16 protein-coding genes and 1 riboswitch are annotated in these 20,139 nt (G+C 72.4%); all 16 genes read left to right on the top strand.

Annotated elements, in window-relative coordinates; translation table 11 throughout:
* The first annotated feature begins 10 nt into the window (after window positions 1-10).
* Entirely contained in the window at window positions 11-760 is a 750-nt protein-coding gene (locus tag AB5J55_RS09330; RefSeq protein ID WP_369270190.1) for a lysozyme, read from the top strand.
* 164 nt (window positions 761-924) lie between these two features.
* The gene (locus tag AB5J55_RS09335) at window positions 925-2,157 is read left to right on the top strand and encodes an anion permease (RefSeq protein ID WP_369270191.1); all 1,233 of its coding nucleotides are present in this window, start codon (window positions 925-927) and stop codon (window positions 2,155-2,157) included.
* 52 nt (window positions 2,158-2,209) lie between these two features.
* Complete coding sequence (locus AB5J55_RS09340) at window positions 2,210-2,431, top strand: hypothetical protein (RefSeq protein ID WP_328428633.1); 222 nt, start codon at window positions 2,210-2,212, stop codon at window positions 2,429-2,431.
* Window positions 2,432-2,546: 115 nt separating this feature from the next.
* Window positions 2,547-2,689, top strand: a riboswitch (cobalamin riboswitch).
* Window positions 2,690-2,789: 100 nt separating this feature from the next.
* Window positions 2,790-3,731 (top strand): cobalamin biosynthesis protein, encoded by a 942-nt coding sequence (locus AB5J55_RS09345; protein WP_369270192.1) that lies wholly within the window; start codon window positions 2,790-2,792, stop codon window positions 3,729-3,731.
* The gene (locus AB5J55_RS09350) at window positions 3,728-5,239 is read left to right on the top strand and encodes a cobyric acid synthase (RefSeq protein WP_369270193.1); all 1,512 of its coding nucleotides are present in this window, start codon (window positions 3,728-3,730) and stop codon (window positions 5,237-5,239) included. The genes AB5J55_RS09345 and AB5J55_RS09350 overlap by 4 nt, the downstream gene beginning before the upstream one ends.
* A complete protein-coding gene (cobN, locus tag AB5J55_RS09355; RefSeq protein ID WP_369270194.1) occupies window positions 5,236-8,892 on the top strand; it encodes a cobaltochelatase subunit CobN in 3,657 nt (1,218 codons plus the stop codon). Before AB5J55_RS09350 ends, cobN begins: the two co-directional genes overlap by 4 nt.
* A complete protein-coding gene (locus tag AB5J55_RS09360; protein WP_369270195.1) occupies window positions 8,889-10,952 on the top strand; it encodes a putative cobaltochelatase in 2,064 nt (687 codons plus the stop codon). The genes cobN and AB5J55_RS09360 overlap by 4 nt, the downstream gene beginning before the upstream one ends.
* Window positions 10,952-11,551 carry a cob(I)yrinic acid a,c-diamide adenosyltransferase gene (gene cobO / locus AB5J55_RS09365; RefSeq protein ID WP_369270196.1) on the top strand — a complete coding sequence of 200 codons (600 nt, stop codon included), beginning with the start codon at window positions 10,952-10,954 and terminating at the stop codon, window positions 11,549-11,551. Before AB5J55_RS09360 ends, cobO begins: the two co-directional genes overlap by 1 nt.
* Window positions 11,552-11,558: 7 nt before the next feature.
* A complete protein-coding gene (locus AB5J55_RS09370) occupies window positions 11,559-12,941 on the top strand; it encodes a cobyrinate a,c-diamide synthase (protein WP_369270197.1) in 1,383 nt (460 codons plus the stop codon).
* The gene (gene cobI / locus AB5J55_RS09375) at window positions 12,938-13,690 is read left to right on the top strand and encodes a precorrin-2 C(20)-methyltransferase (protein WP_369270198.1); all 753 of its coding nucleotides are present in this window, start codon (window positions 12,938-12,940) and stop codon (window positions 13,688-13,690) included. The genes AB5J55_RS09370 and cobI overlap by 4 nt, the downstream gene beginning before the upstream one ends.
* Before the next feature lie 62 nt (window positions 13,691-13,752).
* A complete protein-coding gene (gene cobM, locus AB5J55_RS09380) occupies window positions 13,753-14,571 on the top strand; it encodes a precorrin-4 C(11)-methyltransferase (protein WP_369270199.1) in 819 nt (272 codons plus the stop codon).
* On the top strand, window positions 14,568-15,803 hold the full coding sequence (cbiE, locus tag AB5J55_RS09385) for a precorrin-6y C5,15-methyltransferase (decarboxylating) subunit CbiE (protein ID WP_369270200.1): 1,236 nt from the start codon (window positions 14,568-14,570) through the stop codon (window positions 15,801-15,803). The genes cobM and cbiE overlap by 4 nt, the downstream gene beginning before the upstream one ends.
* Window positions 15,800-17,503, top strand: a complete 1,704-nt coding sequence (gene cobJ, locus AB5J55_RS09390; protein ID WP_369270201.1) for a precorrin-3B C(17)-methyltransferase — start codon at window positions 15,800-15,802, stop codon at window positions 17,501-17,503. Before cbiE ends, cobJ begins: the two co-directional genes overlap by 4 nt.
* A complete protein-coding gene (locus tag AB5J55_RS09395; RefSeq protein WP_369270202.1) occupies window positions 17,500-18,114 on the top strand; it encodes a precorrin-8X methylmutase in 615 nt (204 codons plus the stop codon). The genes cobJ and AB5J55_RS09395 overlap by 4 nt, the downstream gene beginning before the upstream one ends.
* On the top strand, window positions 18,111-19,040 hold the full coding sequence (locus tag AB5J55_RS09400; RefSeq protein WP_369270203.1) for a sirohydrochlorin chelatase: 930 nt from the start codon (window positions 18,111-18,113) through the stop codon (window positions 19,038-19,040). The genes AB5J55_RS09395 and AB5J55_RS09400 overlap by 4 nt, the downstream gene beginning before the upstream one ends.
* The gene (gene cobC, locus AB5J55_RS09405; protein WP_369270204.1) at window positions 19,030-20,103 is read left to right on the top strand and encodes an Rv2231c family pyridoxal phosphate-dependent protein CobC; all 1,074 of its coding nucleotides are present in this window, start codon (window positions 19,030-19,032) and stop codon (window positions 20,101-20,103) included. The genes AB5J55_RS09400 and cobC overlap by 11 nt, the downstream gene beginning before the upstream one ends.
* The last annotated feature ends 36 nt before the right edge of the window (window positions 20,104-20,139 follow it).

Below are 20,139 nucleotides of genomic sequence, written 5' to 3' on the forward strand. Positions count from 1 at the left end.
GGGGGAAAATATGGCCCGTGATCGCAAACCGTCCCGTCACCGCTCCCGCCTCCTCGCGATATCCGTCGCAGCGCTCACGCTCGGCGGAACCGCGCTCGCCGAGACACCTGCCGCGGCGGCCGGCAAGCCCAAGGGCCATGACGTCTCTTCCCACCAGAAGAACGTCAACTGGCAGAGCTCGAAGAGCAAGGGCGCCAAGTTCGTCTACGTCAAGGCGACCGAGTCCCACACCTACCGCAACCCCTACTTCGGCCAGCAGTACAACGGCTCCCGCAACGCGGGCCTGATCCGCGGCGCCTACCACTTCGCGCTGCCGAACAAGTCGTCCGGCAAGACGCAGGCCGCGTACTTCGTGCGCAACGGCGGCGGCTGGCGGTCCGACGGCTGGACCCTGCCACCAGCTCTCGACATCGAGTACAACCCGTACAGCAAGCACAAGTGCTACGGACTGAGCAAGGCGAAGATGGTCAGCTGGATCCAGCCCTTCAGCAACGAGGTGAAGCGGCTGACCGGGCGCCGCCCGGTGATCTACACGACCACGCACTGGTGGAACAACTGCACCGGCGGCAGCCGCGCCTTCGCCTCGAACCACGCACTGTGGATAGCGCGCTACGACTCCTCCAGCGCGGGGGCACTGCCGGCCGGATGGCAGTTCTGGACCATCTGGCAGTACGACAACGGCAGCGGCAGCCTGCCGGGTGACCAAAATCTCTTCAACGGGTCCATGAGCCAGCTGAAAAAGTTTGCCCGAGGCTACTGACCTTGCGGCGACTGGGCCGCGCGATGACCGAAGCAGGGGGGCCTCGCCCACCGGACGATTAACCCCCTCACCCGGACACCGTGCGGCTCACCCCAGTTCACCTTCCGTTCACTCAGGTTACCTACGTTCGTCCGGCCAATGACCTCGAACGATTGCCTGGGTAAATGGAAAACTTCTCGCTGATCCTCGCGATTGTGGTGGTAACCGCACTCGCGTTCGATTTCACGAACGGTTTCCACGACACCGCCAACGCGATGGCCACCACCATCTCGACCGGTGCGCTCAAGCCCAAGGTGGCGGTGGCCATGTCCGCCGCGCTGAACCTTGTCGGCGCCTTCCTCTCCGTGGAGGTCGCCAACACGATCTCCAAAGGTCTCGTCGACGAGACCGGCATCCGTCCCGAGGTCATCTTCGCCGCGTTGGTCGGCGCGATCCTCTGGAATCTCCTGACCTGGCTGGTGGGCCTGCCCTCCAGCTCCTCGCACGCCCTGATGGGCGGTCTGATCGGCGCCACCATCGCCTCGGCCGGCGTCGGCGCGGTCCACGGCGACGCGCTCGTCACCAAGGTGCTGATCCCGGCGATCGCCGCCCCGCTGGTCGCGGGCATCGCCGCGCTGCTGGCCACACGCCTGACCTACTCGCTCGGCAAGAAGGCCGACGGCGAGTCCGCCAAGAAGGGCTACCGCGCCGGCCAGATCGCCTCGGCCGGCCTGGTCTCCCTGGCCCACGGCACCAACGACGCGCAGAAGACCATGGGCATCATCACCCTCGCCCTGGTCGCCGGCGGCACCCTCGCGCCCGACTCCGACCCGCCCATGTGGGTCATCCTCTCCGCGGGCCTGGCCATCGCGCTCGGCACCTACCTCGGCGGCTGGCGCATCATCCGCACCATGGGCAAGGGCCTGACCGACCTTCAGCCGCAGCAGGGCTTCGCCGCCCAGACCAGCGCGGCCACCGTCATCCTGGCCTCCTCCCACCTCGGCTTCTCCCTGTCCACCACGCACTCCGTCTCCGGCGCGGTGATGGGCGCGGGCCTCGGCCGCAAGGGCGGCGTGGTCCGCTGGTCGACGGCGACCCGCATGTTCGTCGCCTGGGGCCTGACCCTCCCGGCCGCCGCACTGGTCGGCGCGATCGCGGAGTACGTGACGGGCTTCGGCGCCTGGGGCACGGCCGTGGTCGCGGTCTTCCTGGTGGTCTCCAGCGCCGCGATCTGGAAGATCTCCCGCCGCGAGGTCATCGACCACACCAACGTCAACGAGTCCGACGAGCCGGCCGGCGTGGTGACCACGGCCATGGCCGCCGTGACCCCGCCGCCCGCGGGCACGGCGAGCGAGGACCTCACGGCCACCATCCCGGCCCAGTCCTCGGAGCCGGAGCCTTCGAAGGCCTCCGTCTGACGCACCCGGTCACTCCAGTCACTCCCCCGCACTCACTCAAGAAAGCAGAAGCATGAAGATCGACTGGGCGGCACTCGGCTCCGTCTTCGGCGTCAGCCTCGTGGTCACCGTGGCCCTGGTGGGCCTGTTCACCCTCGGCATCGCGGGCCTGTCCCGGCGCGAACGAGCCGTGGCGCAGGGCGACTCGGCCTCTCTCGCGGTCACGGGAGCGTACGCGTGCTTCGCGGCATGCGCGGCGGCAGTGGCGTACGGCATCTATCTGATCGTCGCCTGACGCACGACGCGCATCACCTGAAACACCCGAGGTGCGGGACGGATCACCGTCCCGCACCTCACTGCTGTGTGGGCCTTCGCACACTCTCCCTTCGCAGGTCAACGGCAAGTTGACGGCCGTTCCAACCCCGTGGTGGACTGCCGGAGCCATGTGCGGCGGTAGGAGAGGAAGCCGGTGTGAATCCGGCGCGGTCCCGCCACTGTCACCGGGGTAGACACCCCCGGGAGCCAGGAACTCTCACCGCCGGTCTCGTCGAACCAGGGCGCGGACACCCTGAGTGAGGACATAACGCGATGCTCGCTTGCCGATCGACATGCAGAACCGGACCCTCGTCTGACTCGACGATCGGCTGACCCCGATGCGTGCCGATCGCGTCTTCGCGTACGGCGCCGCCGCCGGACTTCTCGGTGATCTGCTGCTCGGCGATCCTCGCCGGGGGCATCCGGTCGCCGTGTTCGGGCGGACCGCCGCCGCCGTGGAACGGGTGTTGTGGCGCGACCACCGCGCGTGGGGTGCGGTGCACACCGCCGTGTGCGCCGGTGGCGCCGTGGCGCTCGGTGCCGCGGCAGCTCGTCTCGTACGCACGTCCCCCGCCACCTCCGTCGCGCTGACCGGTGCCGCCACCTGGGCGGTCGTCGGGGGGACTTCGCTCGCCCGGGAGGCCCGGGTCATCGGGCAGGCGCTGGAAGCGGGGGACGTCGAGGCGGCTCGTGCCCGGCTGCCGCATCTGTGCGGGCGGGATCCGCAGGCGCTGGACGCGGACGGGATCGCGCGGGCGGTCGTGGAGTCCGTTGCCGAGAACACCTCCGACGCGGTCGTGGGGGCGCTGGTGTGGGGCGCCGCGGCAGGCGTTCCCGGGCTGGTCGGGTTCCGGGCCGTGAACACGCTCGACGCCATGGTGGGGCACAAGTCGCCCAAGTACCGGCGATACGGCTGGGCTTCGGCGAGGCTCGACGACGTGGCGGGGTGGCCGGGGTCGCGGCTGACCGCCGTGCTCGCAGCCGTCGCCGGAGGTGACCCCCGTGGGGCGGTACGAGCCTGGCGCGCCGACGCGGGCAAGCACCCGAGCCCCAACGCCGGGCCCGTGGAGGCCTCGTTCGCGGGGGCGCTCGGGGTGCGGCTGGGCGGGACGCTGTCGTACGGCGGACGGGTCGAGCACCGGCCCGTGCTGAACGGGGACGGGCGGGCCGTCGGCACGCAGGACATCGAACGGGCCGTACGGCTGTCGAAGCGCGTCGGTTGGCTGGCGCTCGGCGTCTGTGTCGCCGCGCGCCGCATCGTGAAGGGGCGTACCTCATGACGGGCGGTGGTCTCCTCGTCGCCGGCACCACATCCGACGCCGGCAAGAGCGTCGTCACCGCCGGGATCTGCCGGTGGCTGGTACGGCAAGGAGTGAAGGTCGCGCCGTTCAAGGCGCAGAACATGTCCCTCAACTCGTTCGTCACGCGTGAGGGTGCCGAGATCGGGCGGGCGCAGGCGATGCAGGCACAGGCGTGCCGGGTCGAGCCGACCGCGCTGATGAATCCCGTGCTGCTCAAGCCCGGTGGGGAACAGAGCAGTCAGGTCGTGCTGCTGGGCAAGCCGGTGGGTGAGCTGAGCGCACGCGGCTATCACGGCGGGCGGCAGCAGCAGTTGCTCGGGACCGTGCTCGACTGTCTCGCCGAGTTGCGGGGCACGTATGACGCGGTGATCTGTGAGGGAGCCGGCTCTCCGGCCGAGATCAATCTGCGGCGGACCGACATCGTCAACATGGGGATCGCCCGCAACGCCGGGCTGCCCGTGCTGGTGGTGGGTGACATCGACCGCGGGGGCGTGTTCGCCTCCTTCTTCGGGACGGTCGCGCTCCTCTCGCCCGAGGATCAGGCGCTCGTCGCCGGGTTCCTGGTGAACAAGTTCCGCGGGGACGTCAGCCTCCTGGAGCCGGGCATCGACATGCTGCACGGCCTCACCGGACGCCACACCTACGGCGTCCTCCCCTTCCAGCACGGCCTCGGCATCGACGAGGAGGACGGGCTGCGGGTGTCCCTGCGCGGGACCGTCCGCGAGTCGAACGTCGCCCCGCCCGTCGGCGAGGACGTGCTGCGGGTCGCCGTCTGTGCCATTCCGCTGATGTCGAACTTCACCGACGTCGACGCCCTCGCCGCCGAACCCGGTGTCGTGGTGCGGTTCGTGGACCGCCCCGAGGAACTGGCCGACGCCGACCTCGTGGTGATTCCGGGGACCCGGGGGACGGTCCGGGCGCTGGAGTGGCTGCGGGAGCGTGGGCTCGCGCAGGCCCTGAGGCGCAGGGTCGCCGAGGGACGGCCCGTCCTCGGCATCTGCGGCGGCTTCCAGGTCCTCGGCGAGCACATCGAGGACGAGGTCGAGAGCCGGCAGGGTCATGTCGAGGGGCTCGGTGTCCTGCCCGTGCGGGTGCGGTTCGCCCGCGAGAAGACCCTCACCCGGCCGACGGGAGAAGCCCTCGGCGCGCACGTCGCGGGGTACGAGATCCACCACGGCGTCGCCGAGATCCATGGCGGGGAGGCCTTCCTCGACGGCTGCCGGGTCGGCCAGACCTGGGGCACGCACTGGCACGGCTCGCTGGAGTCGGACGACTTCCGCCGGGCCTTCCTGCGCGAGGTGGCCGCCGCCGCGGGCCGCCGCTTCGTGCCGGCCCCCGACACGTCGTTCGCCGCGCTGCGCGAGGAGCAGCTCGACCGGCTCGGCGACCTGATCGAACAGCACGCTGACACGGACGCGCTCTGGCGGCTCATCGAGTCGGGCGCGCCGCAAGGACTGCCTTTCATTCCACCGGGAGCGCCCGCATGAGCACTGTGTTGTTGTTGTCGACCGCCGACACGGACCTGTTGGCGGCCAGGGCCGCTTCCGGTGCCTCGTACCGGATCGGCAATCCGACCCGCGTGGACGTCACCGAGGAGCTGCCCGCGCTCATCGAGGGCTCGGACATCGCCGTCGTACGCCTGCTGGGCGGCAAGCGGGCCTGGGAGGACGGGCTCGCCGCGCTGAAGGCCTCGGGCATCCCGACCGTGCTGCTCGGCGGCGAGGCCGTCCCGGACGCGGAGTTGATGGCCGAGTCGTCCGTCCCGGCCGGTGTGGTGGCCGAGGCGCTGAGGTATCTCGTCGAGGGCGGGCCCGCCAACCTCACCGAACTTGCGCGGTTCCTCTCGGACACCGTGCTGCTGACGGGCGAGGGGTTCGTCGAGCCGCGGAAGATGCCGGAGTACGGCGTCCATGGCGAGCGTGTCTTCGTCGAGGGCCGTCCGACCGTCGGCGTGCTCTTCTACCGGGCCCACGAACTCAGCGGCAACACCGCCTTCGTGGACACCCTGTGCGACGCGATCGAGGCTCGGGGCGCCAACGCCCTTCCCGTGTACTGCGGTTCGCTGCGCGGGGCGGACGCCGAACTGTACGAGATCCTCGGCAAGGCCGACGCCCTGGTCGCCACCGTCCTCGCCGCCGGCGGCACGCACGCCTCGCAGGCGTCGGCGGGCGGTGACGAGGAGGCGTGGGACATCGGCCGGCTCGCCGAGCTCAACGTGCCGGTGCTGCAAGGCCTCTGCCTGACCTCCTCGCGAGCAACGTGGGACGAGTCCGACGCCGCCCTCTCCCCCATGGACGCGGCGATGCAGGTCGCGATCCCCGAGTTCGACGGGCGACTCGTCACCGTGCCGTTCTCCTTCAAGGAGCAGGGCCCGGACGACGTGCCCGTGTACGTCGCCGACCCGGAGCGGGCCGGGCGGGTCGCCGGGATCGCCGTACGGCACGCCCAGTTGAAGCACAAGGCGAACGGCGACAAGAAGCTCGCGCTCGTCTTCACCGCATACCCGACCAAGCACTCGCGCGTCGGCAACGCGGTGGGCCTCGACACGCCCGCCTCGGCGGTGCGGGTGCTGGACGCGCTCAGGGACGCCGGGTACGGCCTCACCGATTATCCGGACAACGGCGACGAGCTGATCCACCGGCTCATCAACGCCGGTGGCCACGACGTCGAATGGCTCACCGAGGAGCAGCTGGCCGCCGCGCCCGCGCGTGTGCCGCTGGCCGACTACCGGGCCTGGTTCGACAAGCTCGATCCGGAGCTCAGGGACGGCATGCTGGAGGCGTGGGGCGAGCCGCCGGGGTCGCTGTACGTCGACGGGGACGACATCGTCCTCGCGTCGCTGCAGTTCGGGAACGTCGTCGTGATGATCCAGCCGCCGCGCGGCTTCGGCGAGAACCCGATCGCGATCTACCACGACCCCGACATGCCGCCGTCGCACCACTACATGGCGGCGTACAGGTGGCTGGACAACAGCTTCGGCGCCGACGCGATCGTGCACATGGGCAAGCACGGCACGATGGAGTGGCTGCCGGGCAAGGGGCTGGGACTCAGCGGCGGGTGCGCGCCGGACGCGGTCCTCGGGGACCTGCCGCTGATCTACCCGTTCATCGTCAACGACCCGGGCGAGGGCACCCAGGCCAAGCGGCGCGGACACGCCACCGTCGTCGACCACCTGGTGCCGCCGATGGCACGGGCCGACACCTACGGCGACCTGGCCAAGCTGGAGCAGCTGCTCGACGAGTACGCGCTCGTCTCGGACCTGGACCCGGCCAAGGCTCCGGCGGTCCGCGCGCAGATCTGGACGCTGGTGAAGGCCGCCGAGCTGCATCACGACCTGCATGTCGACGACCAGCCGGACGACGACGACTTCGACGAGTTCGTCATGCACATCGACGGCTATCTGTGCGAGATCAAGGACGTGCAGATCCGCGACGGGCTGCACATCCTCGGCGGCGGGCCCGTCGACGAGGCGCGCGTGAACCTCGTACTGGCCGTGCTGCGGGCCTCGCAGGTGTGGGGCGGGCAGGCCAATGCCCTGCCGGGCCTGAGGGCCTCGCTGGCCGCTCACTTCGGGCTCGACGAGAAGGAGCTGCTGGGCGAGCCGGGCGCGCCGTTGAAGGTGCCGGTGGAGCTGTCGGATCTGGTCGACGGCCCCGCGCGCACGGCCGCCGACGCGATCGACCTGCTGGAGCAGCTGTGCCGGCGGATCGCGGAGGGGATGGAGGAGCGCGCCTGGGCGGTCGCGCAGAGCCGTGCGCTGATCCGGGACGTCCTCGGCACCGAACTCCCCGACGCCGTCGCCGTGTTGGAGTTCGCCTGCAACGAGGTCGTGCCGCGTCTCGCCCGTACGACGGACGAGATCGGCCACATCCTCAAGGCGCTCGACGGCGGTTACGTCCCGGCGGGGCCGTCCGGTTCACCCACGCGCGGGCTGGTCAACGTCCTGCCGACGGGACGCAACTTCTACTCCGTCGACCCCAAGGCCATTCCGTCCAGGCTGAGCTGGGAGGTCGGGCAGTCGCTCGCCGACTCGCTGGTCGCGCGGTACCTCCAGGACACCGGCGAATACCCGAAGTCGGTCGGCCTGACCGTCTGGGGCACGTCCGCGATGCGCACCCAGGGCGACGACATCGCCGAGATCCTCGCGCTGCTGGGCTGCCGCCCGGTGTGGGACGACGCCTCGCGCCGGGTGACCGGCTTCGAGGTCATCTCCCTGGAGGAGCTCGGACGGCCGCGCATCGACGTCACGGTGCGCATCTCCGGCTTCTTCCGGGACGCGTTCCCGCACGTGGTGGGGCTGATCGACGACGCGGTCCGCAAGGTCGCCGAGCTGGACGAGCCCGCCGACCGGAACTACGTGCGGGCGCACGCCGACGAGGACACCGCCGAGCACGGCGACCGGCGGCGCGCGACGGCCCGTGTCTTCGGCTCGAAGCCGGGCGCCTACGGAGCCGGCCTGCTGCCGCTGATCGACGCCCGCAACTGGCGCTCCGACGCCGACCTGGCCGAGGTGTACGCCGTCTGGGGCGGCTACGCCTACGGGCGCGGGCTCGACGGGCGGGCGGCGCGCGGCGACATGGAGACCGCGTTCAAGCGGATCGCCGTCGCCGCGAAGAACGTCGACACCCGCGAACACGACCTCGTCGACGCCGACGACTACTTCCAGTACCACGGCGGCATGGTCGCCATGGTGCGGCACCTGACGGGCGCGAACCCCGAGGCGTACGTGGGCGACAGTGCCGTACCCGACCAGGTGAGGACGCGGACGCTCGGCGAGGAGACGCACCGCGTGTTCCGCGCCCGCGTCGTCAACCCGCGCTGGATGGCGGCCATGCGCCGGCACGGCTACAAGGGCGCCTTCGAGATGGCGGCGACCGTCGACTACCTCTTCGGGTACGACGCCACGGCGGGCGTGGTCGACGACTGGATGTACGAGAAGCTCAGTGCCGAGTACGTCTTCGACCCGGAGAACCGGGACTTCATGAAGAAGTCCAACCCGTGGGCGCTGCGCGGCATCACCGAGCGGCTCCTGGAGGCCGCCGACCGCGGGCTGTGGGCGGAGCCGGACGCCGAGACGCTGGAGCGGCTGCGCGCCACCTACCTGGAGCTCGAAGGCGACTTGGAGGGCGACGACCAGTGACAACCCCCTTTCCCTTTACGGCCGTTGTCGGCCAGGACGACCTGCGGCTCGCGCTGCTGCTGAACGCCGTGTCACCGGCGGTCGGCGGTGTGCTGGTGCGCGGCGAGAAGGGCACCGCCAAGTCGACGGCGGTACGCGCGCTGTCGGCGCTGATGCCGGAGGTTCCGGTGGTCGCCGGGTGCCGTTTCTCCTGCGACCCGGGCGCCCCCGACCCCGCGTGCCCCGACGGGCCGCACGAGGCAGGGGCCGGCGCGCAGCGCCCGGCCCGCATGGTCGAACTCCCCGTCGGTGCCTCCGAGGACCGGCTGGTCGGCGCGCTGGACATCGAGCGCGCGCTGGCCGAGGGCGTGAAGGCCTTTGAGCCCGGCCTGCTCGCTGACGCCCACCGCGGAATCCTGTACGTCGACGAGGTCAACCTGCTCCACGACCACCTCGTCGACCTGCTCCTGGACGCGGCGGCGATGGGTGCGTCGTACGTGGAGCGCGAGGGCGTCTCCGTACGGCATGCCGCGCGTTTCCTGCTCGTCGGGACCATGAACCCCGAAGAGGGCGAGCTGCGGCCGCAGTTGCTCGACCGGTTCGGGCTGACCGTCGAGGTCGCCGCCTCGCGGGAGCCGGAGCAGCGGGTGGAGGTCGTACGGCGGCGGCTCGCCTACGACGACGATCCGGGCGGGTTCGCCGCGCGGTGGGCGGACGACGAGGCCGCTGTGCGTCAACGCATCGTCGCCGCACGGGAGTTGCTGCCCTCGGTACGGCTCGGCGACGGGGCGCTGCGGCAGATCGCGGCGACCTGCGCGGCCTTCGAGGTGGACGGCATGCGGGCCGACATCGTGATGGCCCGTACGGCCACCGCGCTGGCCGCGTGGGCCGGGCGCACCGAGGTGCTGGCCGAGGACGTCCGGCAGGCGGCGCTGCTGGCGCTGCCGCACCGTCGGCGCCGCAACCCCTTCGACGCGCCGGGGCTGGACGAGGACAAGCTCGACGAGACCCTGGAGGAGTTCTCCGGTGACGACGAGAGCGATGACGATCCCGACCCCGACGGGCCCGGCGGGGGTGGCGGGCAGCCGCCGTCTCAGTCCGATGGACCGCAGGGCGGCGACTCAGCCGCGCGGCCCGAGGCCGGCGAGGACGGGGAGCCGCAGGCTTCCGGGGCCGGGGAGCCGCAGGCTTCCGGGGCCGGGGAGCCGCAGGCTTCCGGGGCCGGGGAGCCGCAGGCTTCCGGGGCCGGGGAGCAGACTCCCGCGCGGGCGTCCGAGCCCTTCCGGACGAAGGTGCTGAGCGTGCCGGGCATCGGTGAGGGTGCCGCCGGGCGGCGTTCGCGGGCGCGGACCGAGCATGGGCGCACGACCGGCGCGCGGCGGCCCCGAGGGGCGCTCACCAAGCTGCACCTGGCGGCCACCGTGCAGGCGGCGGCGCCGCATCAGCGGGCGCGGGGCCGGTCCGGGCGGGGTCTCGTCGTGCGGCGGGACGATCTGCGGCAGGCCGTTCGGGAAGGGCGCGAGGGGAACCTCGTGCTGTTCGTCGTGGACGCCTCCGGGTCGATGGCGGCCCGGCAGCGGATGAGTGCGGTGAAGGGTGCTGTCCTGTCGCTGTTGCTGGACGCGTACCAGCGGCGGGACAAGGTGGGGCTGGTGACGTTCCGGGGTACCGCCGGCGATGTCGCGCTGCCGCCCACGTCGTCGGTGGATGCCGCCGCGGCCCGGCTGGAGTCGTTGCCGACGGGTGGCCGTACGCCGCTTGCGGCCGGGCTGCTGAAGGCGCACGAGGTGCTGCGGGTGGAGCGGCTGCGGGATCCGGCTCGGCGGGCGCTGGTCGTGGTGGTGACCGACGGGCGGGCCACGGGCGGTCCCGAGCCGGTCGCGCTCGCGGGGCGGGCGGCCCGGTTGTTCGCGGCCGAGGGTGTCGCGTCCGTGGTCGTCGACTGTGAGTCCGGGCCCGTGCGGCTGGGACTGGCGGGGCAGCTGGCGGGTGAACTGGGCGGTACGGCGGTGACGTTGGACGAGCTGCGGGCGGAGTCCATCGCCGGCCTGGTGAAGGACGTACAGAGGAGGGCCGCGTAATGCCGCAGGGACAGCCGAGTGTCGTGCCGGACGACGGACTAACGACTCGTCAGCGTCGTAACCGGCCTCTGGTGGTCGTGCACACGGGGATCGGCAAGGGCAAGTCGACCGCTGCCTTCGGGCTCGCTCTGCGCGCCTGGAATCAGGGGTGGCCCATCGGTGTGTTCCAGTTCGTCAAGTCGGCGAAGTGGAAGGTCGGCGAGGAGAACGCGCTGCGCGTGCTGGGAGCGTCCGGGCAGGGCGGGACCGTGGACTGGCACAAGATGGGCGAAGGGTGGTCCTGGGTTCAGCGGGACGCCCAGATGGACAACGAGGAAAAGGCCCGGGAGGGCTGGGAGCAGGTCAAGCGGGACCTGGCCGCCGAGACGTACAAGCTGTACGTGCTCGACGAGTTCGCCTACCCCATGCACTGGGGTTGGGTGGACACCGACGAGGTCATCTCCGTGCTGCGTGACCGGCCGGGGACCCAGCACGTGGTCATCACCGGGCGGAACGCGCCCGAGAAGCTGGTCGGCCTCGCCGATCTCGTGACCGACATGTCCAAGGTCAAGCACCCCATGGACGCGGGCCAGAAGGGCCAGAGAGGCATCGAGTGGTGATCGCGTGATGTCCTCCTCCGTCCCTCGGCTGGTCATTGCCGCGCCTTCCTCCGGCAGCGGCAAGACCACCGTTGCCACCGGGCTGATGGCCGCGTTCGCCGCGCGGGGGCTTGCCGTGTCCCCGCACAAGGTCGGGCCGGACTACATCGATCCCGGGTATCACGCGCTCGCGACCGGGCGGGTGGGGCGGAACCTCGACGCGTATCTGTGCGGGCCGGAATTGGTCGAGCCCTTGTTCCTGCATGGGGCCCGTGGCTGTGACATCGCCGTCGTCGAGGGCGTGATGGGGCTGTACGACGGGGCCGCCGGGGAGGGTGAGCTGGCGTCCACGGCGCAGGTGGCGAAGCTGCTGCGGGCGCCGGTCGTGCTCGTCGTGGACGCCTCGTCGCAGTCGCGGTCCGTGGCGGCGCTGGTGCACGGGTTCGCGTCCTGGGATCCGCAGGTGCGGGTCGGGGGCGTGATTCTGAACAAGGTCGCCTCGGATCGACATGAGGCGTTGCTGCGGGAGGCGTTGGACTCGGCCGGGGTGCCTGTGCTGGGGGTGCTGCGGCGGGTGGCTCAGGTGGACACGCCGTCGCGGCATCTGGGGCTGGTGCCGGTTGCCGAGCGGCGGGGGGAGGCCGTGGAGGCTGTTGCGGCGATGGCGGCGCAGGTCGCGGCGGGGTGCGATCTGGACGCGTTGCAGGGGCTGGCTCGGGGCGCGGGTGTGGTGTCGGGTGCGGCTTGGGATGCGGCTGAGGTCCTCGCTCCCGCGGCCTCGAACGCCGGACGGGCCGAAATGCCTGAAAAGCCGGTGGTCGCCATTGCGGGAGGGTCCGCGTTCACCTTCTCCTACGCCGAGCACGCAGAACTGCTCACCACCGCCGGTGCCGAGGTCGTCCCCTTCGATCCGCTGCGGGACGAGCAACTGCCCGACGGCACCCGGGGCCTGGTCATCGGTGGCGGGTTTCCCGAGGTGTACGCCGCTGAGCTGTCCGCCAACGAGCCGCTGCGCAAGGCCGTTGCCGCCCTCGCGGAGAGCGGTGGTCCGGTGGCCGCCGAGTGTGCGGGGTTGCTCTATCTGAGCCGGGAGCTGGACGGGCAGCCCATGTGTGGGGTGCTCGACGTGACCGCGCGGATGAGCGAGCGGCTGACGCTGGGGTATCGGGACGCGGTCGCCGTGAGTGACAGTGTGCTGGCGGCGGCAGGAACGCGGATGCGGGCGCACGAGTTTCATCGGACCGTCGTCGAGCCCGGCTCGGGGACGGCTCCCGCCTGGGGGGTCAGAACCCCTCTGCGGCGGGTCGAAGGTTTCGTACAGCAGGGCGTGCACGCGAGTTATCTGCACACGCACTGGGCCGCACAGCCCGGTGTCGCCCGTCGGTTCGTGGAGAGGTGCCGCACGTCATGAGCAGCAGCAGGTTGATCGGAGTCGGGGTCGGTCCCGGCGATCCGGAGCTGGTGACCGTCAAGGGCGTCAACGCTCTGCGCGGGGCCGACGTGGTCGTCGTACCCGTGATGGCTGCGCCTGATGGAAAGGACGGCGGTGAGCGTGGGCGGGCCGAGGCCACCGTGCTGCACTACGTTCCCGAGGACAAGGTCGTGCGGGTCGTGTTCGCGCTCAACGAGCGGACCGATCGTGCTCGGCGCGAGGCCGCCTGGGACGCGGCGGGTGAGCGGGTCGCCGAGCTGCTCAAGCAGCATGGCACCGTCGCCTTCGCCACCATCGGCGATCCCAATGTGTACTCCACGTTCACCTATCTCGCGCAGACCATCGGCGAGGCGGTGCCCGGCACCGTCATCGAGACCGTCCCCGGCATCACCGCCATGCAGGACCTCGCCGCGAGGTCGGGCGCGGTTCTGACCGAGGGGACCGAGCCGCTCACGCTCGTGCCCGTGACCGCGGGGGCGACGGTGCTCAAGGAAGCTCTCAGCGGGCCCGGGACCGTCGTCGCCTACAAGTTCGGTCGGCAGGCCGGTGAGGTCGCCGAGGCCCTGCGGGAGACCGGGCGGCTCGAGGACGCCGTGTGGGGGTCGGCGCTGGGGCTTACGGAGGAGTCGATCAGAGCGGCCGCCGACCTCGACGGCTCCCCCCTGCCCTACCTCTCGACCCTCATCGCGCCCGCCCGGCGCGACGGCGGGCGGGGCGGCAAGCTCTGACGCCGGTCCCACGCCCCGCACACCAACCCCCGCCGACCCCTGTAGGAGAGGACCGAATTCCCATGGCCGATGCCCCCACCGGCAAGGTGACCTTCGTCGGTGCCGGCCCCGGCGCCGCCGATCTGCTGACATTCCGTGCCGCGCGTGCCATCGCCGAGGCGGACGTCGTGATCTGGGCGGCCAGCCTGGTCCAGGCGGAGGTCCTCCAGCATGCGCGCGAGGACGCCGAGATCCTCGACTCGGCGACGATGTCCCTCGAGGACGTCGTCGCCGTGTACGAGCGGGCCCGCGCCGACGGCCTCAAGGTCGCCCGCATCCACTCCGGTGACCCCGCCCTCTGGGGCGGTACGCAGGAGCAGCTCGACCGGTGTGCAGTGATCGGCGTCGAGACCGAGGTCGTACCCGGGGTCTCCGCCTTCTCCGCCGTCGCCGCGCTCGCCGGGCGCGAGCTGACCATCCCCGAGGTCGCGCAGTCCGTCGTCCTCACCCGGCTCGGCGGCGGCAAGACGCCGATGCCGCCCGGGGAGGAGGTCAGGGAGTTCGCGAAGCACGGCACCACCATGGCGATCTTCCTGTCGGCCGCCCGCAGTGGCCAGCTCGTCAGGGAGTTGCTGGAGGGCGGGTATCCGACGTCCACGCCGGTCGTCGTCGCCTACCAGGCGACCTGGCCCGAGGAACTCGTCGTGAAGTGCACCATCGGGACCCTGGAGGAGACCGTCAAGGAGCACAAGCTCTGGAAGCACACCCTGTTCCTGGTCGGCCCCGCCCTCGACGCGCACGGCACGCGCTCGCACCTCTACCACCCCGGTCACTTCCACGGGTACCGCAAGGCGGATCCGCAGGCGCGCAGGGCGCTGCGTGAGCGGGGAGCCAGTACGTGATCACCGTCGTCGGCACGGGGACGGGGGCGCCGGTTCCCGAGGACGTCCTCGCCGGGGCCGAGCTGGTCGTCGGCGGGCAGCGGCATCTGGACGCCGTACGGCTGCCCGAGGACGTGGAGCGGGTCGTTCTCGGGGCGCTGGCGCCCGCCCTCGACACCATCGCGGAGTACGTCGAGAAGGAGCGGCCCGTGGTGGTGCTCGCCTCGGGCGACCCGGGGTTCCTCGGGATCGTGCGGGCGCTGGCCGAGCGGTTCGGGTCGGGGCGGCTGGATGTGCGTGCCGGGGTGTCCTCGGTTGCGGCGGCGTTCGCGCGGGTCGCACTGCCGTGGGACGACGCGGTGGTGGTGAGCGCGCACGGGCGTGAGCCGCGTACGGCGGTGAACGTGTGCCGGGCGCATCCCAAGGTGGCGGTGCTGACCGGGCCGGGTGCCGGGCCGGCCGAGCTGGGCGCGGCGCTGCGGCACACCGGGCGGGTCCTGGTCGTCGCCTCCGCGCTGGGCGATCCTCGGCGCGAGCGCGTGGAGCGGGTGACGCCCGCCGAGGCCGCCGCCCGCGACTGGGGTTCGACGGTGAGCGTCGTGCTGTGCCTTGACCCCGAGCGGGCCGTCGGCGCGGTGCGTACGGTGGCCGGTCCGGCGCCGGGGCCCGACCGATGGGCCCTGGACGAGGCCGACTTCGCGCACCGCGACTCGATGATCACCAAGTTCGAGGTGCGGGCGCTGGCCCTGGCCCGGCTGGGCCCGCGGCTCGGCCACCTGGTGTGGGACATCGGCGCGGGCTCCGGCTCGGTGGCCGTGGAGTGCGCCCGGCTCGGCGCGGCGGCCGTCGCCGTCGAGAAGGCACGGGACGGTGTGGAGCGGATCCGCGCCAACGCCGCCGCGCACGGCGTCGACGTGCAGGTGGTGCACGGGGCGGCGCCGACCGTCCTGTCCGACCTCGACGATCCGGACGCGGTGTTCATCGGGGGCGGGGGGCGCGAGCTGCCCGCCATCGTCACCGCGTGCGCGCGTCGGGCGCGGCGGACCGTCGTCGTCGCCATGGCCGCGCTCGACCGGGTGCCCGCCGCTCGCGAGGCGCTCACCGGTGCCGGGTTCTCCTGCGACGGAGTGCTGCTGCAGTCGTCGCGGCTCGCCCCGCTGCCCGGGGACGTGACCCGGCTCGCGGCGACCAATCCCGTATTTCTGCTGTGGGGTGTCAGAAACCCCGTGTACCGAGAGGGAGTTGCCCAGTGATCGGCCTCATTTCCGCCACCGCGGCGGGGGCGGCTGCGCGGGACCGGCTGGTCGCGGCGTGGCCGGACCGGGTGCGCGTGTACGACGGTCCCGTCGGGGACGCCGTACGGCGGGCGTTCGCCGAGTGCGAGCAGCTCGTGTGTTTCCTGGCGACCGGGGCCGTCGTACGGCTCGTCGCGCCGCTGCTGGGAGACAAGGCGACCGACCCGGGTGTGGTGTGCGTCGACGAGGGCGGGCGGTTCGCCGTGTCGCTGGTCGGCGGGCACGGCGGCGGAGCCAATGAACTCGCCCGGCAGATCGGGGAGTTGCTGGGGGCGCAGCCCGTGGTGACGACGGCGACCGATGCCGTGGGGGTGCCCGGTCTGGACACGCTCGGGCTGCCCGTGGAGGGCGATGTCGCCGGGGTCTCGCGGGCGCTGCTCGACGGTGAGCCGGTGGCGCTGCGGGCCGAGGTGGCCTGGCCGTTGCCGCCGCTGCGGGTCGGCGCCGAGGGCGCGTACGTCGTCCGTGTGACGGATCGGCTCGTCGAGCGCGTCGCCGAGCGCGAGGTCGTGCTGCGCCCGCCGTCCCTGATCGTCGGCGTCGGGGCCTCCAAGGGCGCCCCGGTCGACGAGCTGCTCGGGCTGATCGAGAGCACGCTCGGCGAGGCCGGCCTCTCCCCCAAGTCCCTCGCCGAACTGGCCACCGTCGACGCCAAGGCCGACGAACCCGGCATCGTGGAGGCCGCCGAGCGGCTCGGGGTGCCGGTGGTGACCTACTCCGCCGAGCAGCTCGCCGGCGTCGAGGTCCCCAACCCCTCCGACGCGCCCCTCGCCGCGATCGGCACCCCCTCGGTCGCCGAGGCCGCGGCTCTCGTGCGCGGCGGTGAACTCCTCGTACCGAAGCGGAAGTCCGAGCGCGCAGACGGACGGCCCGCGATGGCGACCTGTGCCGTCGTACGGCGTCCGGGGCGCGGGCGGCTCGCGGTCGTCGGGCTCGGGCCGGGCGCACGGGACCTGCTGACGCCGCGCGCGAAGGCCGAGCTCCGGCGCGCCTCCGTGCTGGTCGGGCTCGACCAGTACGTCGACCAGATCCGCGACCTGCTGCGGCCCGGCACCCGGATCCTGGAGTCGGGCCTCGGCGCCGAGGAGGAACGGGCGCGCACGGCCGTCGAGGAGGCCCGCAAGGGGCAGGCGGTCGCGCTGATCGGCAGCGGGGACGCGGGCGTGTACGCGATGGCCTCCCCCGCGCTCGCCGAGGCGTCCGACGACATCGACGTGATCGGCGTGCCGGGTGTGACCGCCGCCCTCGCCGCCGCCGCGATCCTGGGCGCCCCGCTCGGCCACGACCATGTGTCCATCAGCCTCTCCGACCTGCACACGCCGTGGGAGGTCATCGAACGGCGGGTGCGGGCCGCGGCCGAGGCGGACATCGTGGTCACCTTCTACAACCCCCGTTCCCGGGGCAGGGACTGGCAGTTGCCCAAGGCCCTGGCGATCCTCGCCGAGCATCGCAAGCCGACGACGCCGGTCGGTGTCGTACGGAACGCGTCGCGGCCGGACGAGTCCAGTCGGGTCACGACACTCGGCACCCTCGACCCCGCGACGGTCGACATGATGACGGTCGTGACCGTGGGCAACACGGCGACCCGGGAGATCGCGGGGCGCATGGTGACGCCGCGCGGCTACCGCTGGCAGGCATCGCAGGAGGGAGCGGAGTGAACCGCGTCGTCCATCCGATCGAGGAGGAGTCCTACCGGCGGCTGCGCGCCCGGCTGGACACCTCGCACTTCCCGCCGCTGACGCGGGCCGTGGTGGAGCGGGTCATCCACTCCGCCGCCGACCTCGACTACGCCACCGATCTCGTCATGGACGAGGGTTCCCTGGAGAAGGCGCACGCCGCACTGCACGCCGGCGCGCCCGTCGTCGTGGACGTCGAGATGGTGGCGGCCGGGATCACCCGGCGGGAGACCGTCTGCCGGCTCAGGGACGCGGTGGCCGGTCCTGGGCTGACGCGTTCTGCGCACGCGATACGGCTCGCCCACGAGCAGGTCGGCCCCGGCGCGCTGTGGGTGATCGGCAACGCGCCGACCGCGCTGGAGGAGTTGCTGACCCTGGACGCCGCCCCGGCGCTCGTCATCGGGCTGCCCGTCGGCTTCGTCGGCGCGGTCGAGTCCAAGGCGGCGTTGCGCGAGAGCGGGCTGCCCGCCGTGAGCAACGTGTCCGAGAAGGGCGGTTCGGCGGTCGCCTCCGCCGCGCTCAACGCCCTGCTGTACCACCCCCTTTCGCACCCTGTTCCACACCCCGATTCGCATTCCGAGGAGAAATCGTGACCACCCCGCCGCCCGCCCTGCTCATCGCCGGTCACGGCACCCGGGACGAGGCCGGAGCCGAGGCGTTCCGCGACTTCGTGCGGGAGCTGGGGCGCCGCCACCCCGAACTGCCCGTCGCGGGCGGCTTCATCGAGCTCTCCCCGCCGCCGCTGGGCGAGGCAGTCACCGAGCTGGTCGAGCGGGGCGTACGACGCTTCGCCGCCGTGCCGCTGATGCTGGTGTCCGCCGGACACGCCAAGGGCGACATCCCGGCCGCGCTGGCCCGCGAGAAGGAACGGCACCCCGGGATCTCGTACACCTACGGCCGCCCGCTGGGCCCGCACCCGTCGCTGCTGTCCGTCCTGGAGCGGCGGTTGGACGAGGCGCTCGGCACCGAGGGGCGCACGCCCGGGGACCGGGCCGACGTCACCGTGCTGCTGGTCGGGCGCGGCTCGACCGACCCGGACGCCAACGCCGAGGTGCACAAGGCGGCGCGGCTGCTGTGGGAGGGGCGCGGATACGCGGGCGTGGAGACGGCGTTCGTGTCGCTGGCCGCGCCGGACGTGCCGAGCGGGCTCGACCGGTGTGTGAAGCTGGGGGCGCGGAAGATCGTCGTCCTGCCCTACTTCCTGTTCACCGGCATCCTGCCGGACCGGGTCCGGCACCAGACGGAGGGCTGGGCGGCGGCCCACCCGGAGATCGAGGTGCGCTCCGCGGACGTCATCGGTCCGGAGCCGGAACTGCTCGACCTGGTGATGGAGCGGTACGAGGAGGCCCTGAAGGGCGATCTGCGGATGAACTGCGACTCGTGCGTGTACCGCATCGCGCTGCCCGGCTTCGAGGACAAGGTCGGCATGCCGCAGCAGCCGCACTTCCACCCGGACGACGACGGCCACGACCACGGTCACCACCACCATCACCACGGCGCCCACTCGCATGCCCACTGAGACACCCGGTCCGTCGCACGACCTGCGGCACCACGGCGACGCCGAGGTCCGTGACGACGGCGCGGCGCTCGTCGACCTGGCCGTGAACGTCCGCGCGGACACGCCACCCGTGTGGCTGCGCGAGCGCATCGCCGAGTCACTGGGCTCCCTCGCGGCCTACCCCGACGGGCGGGCCGCGCGGGCGGCGGTGGCGGCGCGGCACGGGCTGGCGGCCGAGCGGGTGCTGCTGACGGCGGGGGCGGCGGAGGCGTTCGTGCTGCTGGCACGGGCGTCGAAGGTGGTCCGGCCGGTCGTCGTGCATCCCCAGTTCACGGAGCCGGAGGCGGCGCTGCGGGACGCGGGCCACACCGTCGACCGGGTGCTGCTGCGCGAGGAGGACGGCTTCCGCCTCGACCCGGCTCTCGTCCCCGAGGACGCCGACCTGGTCGTCATCGGCAACCCGACGAACCCCACGTCGGTCCTGCACCCGGCCGCGTCCATCGCCGGACTCGCGCGTCCCGGGCGGACGTTGGTGGTGGACGAGGCGTTCATGGACGCGGTGCCGGGCGAGCGGGAGGCGCTGGCCGGGCGGACCGACGTGCCGGGTCTGGTGGTGCTGCGCAGCCTCACCAAGACGTGGGGGCTGGCCGGACTGCGGATCGGCTATGTCCTGGCCGCCCCGGAGACCGTCGCCGAGTTGGAGCGCGCCCAGCCCCTGTGGCCGGTCGCCACGCCCGCGCTCGCCGCCGCCGAGGCGTGCGTGTCACCACAGGCACTCGCGGAGGCGGCCCACGCGGCTCACCGCATCGCCTCCGACCGCGCCCATCTCGTCGCCGGGCTCGGCGAGTTCGCGTCGGCTGGACTCCGGGTCGTCGAGCCCGCCGAGGGTTCCTTCGTCCTGGTACGGCTGCCGGGGGCCACTGCCGTCCGACAGCACCTGCGCGGGCTCGGGTTCGCCGTGCGGCGCGGGGACACCTTCCCCGGGCTCGGCGAGGAGTGGCTGCGGCTGGCCGTGCGGGACCGGGCGACGGTCAGCCGCTTCCTGCGGGCGCTGGAACGGGCGATGGCTCTCGCACATGGCTGAGCCGGGTCGGCACCCGCTCCAGCGTGCCGTACCCGG

Origin of the sequence: Streptomyces sp. R11, from assembly GCF_041051905.1 — a bacterium.
GTDB lineage: Bacteria > Actinomycetota > Actinomycetes > Streptomycetales > Streptomycetaceae > Streptomyces.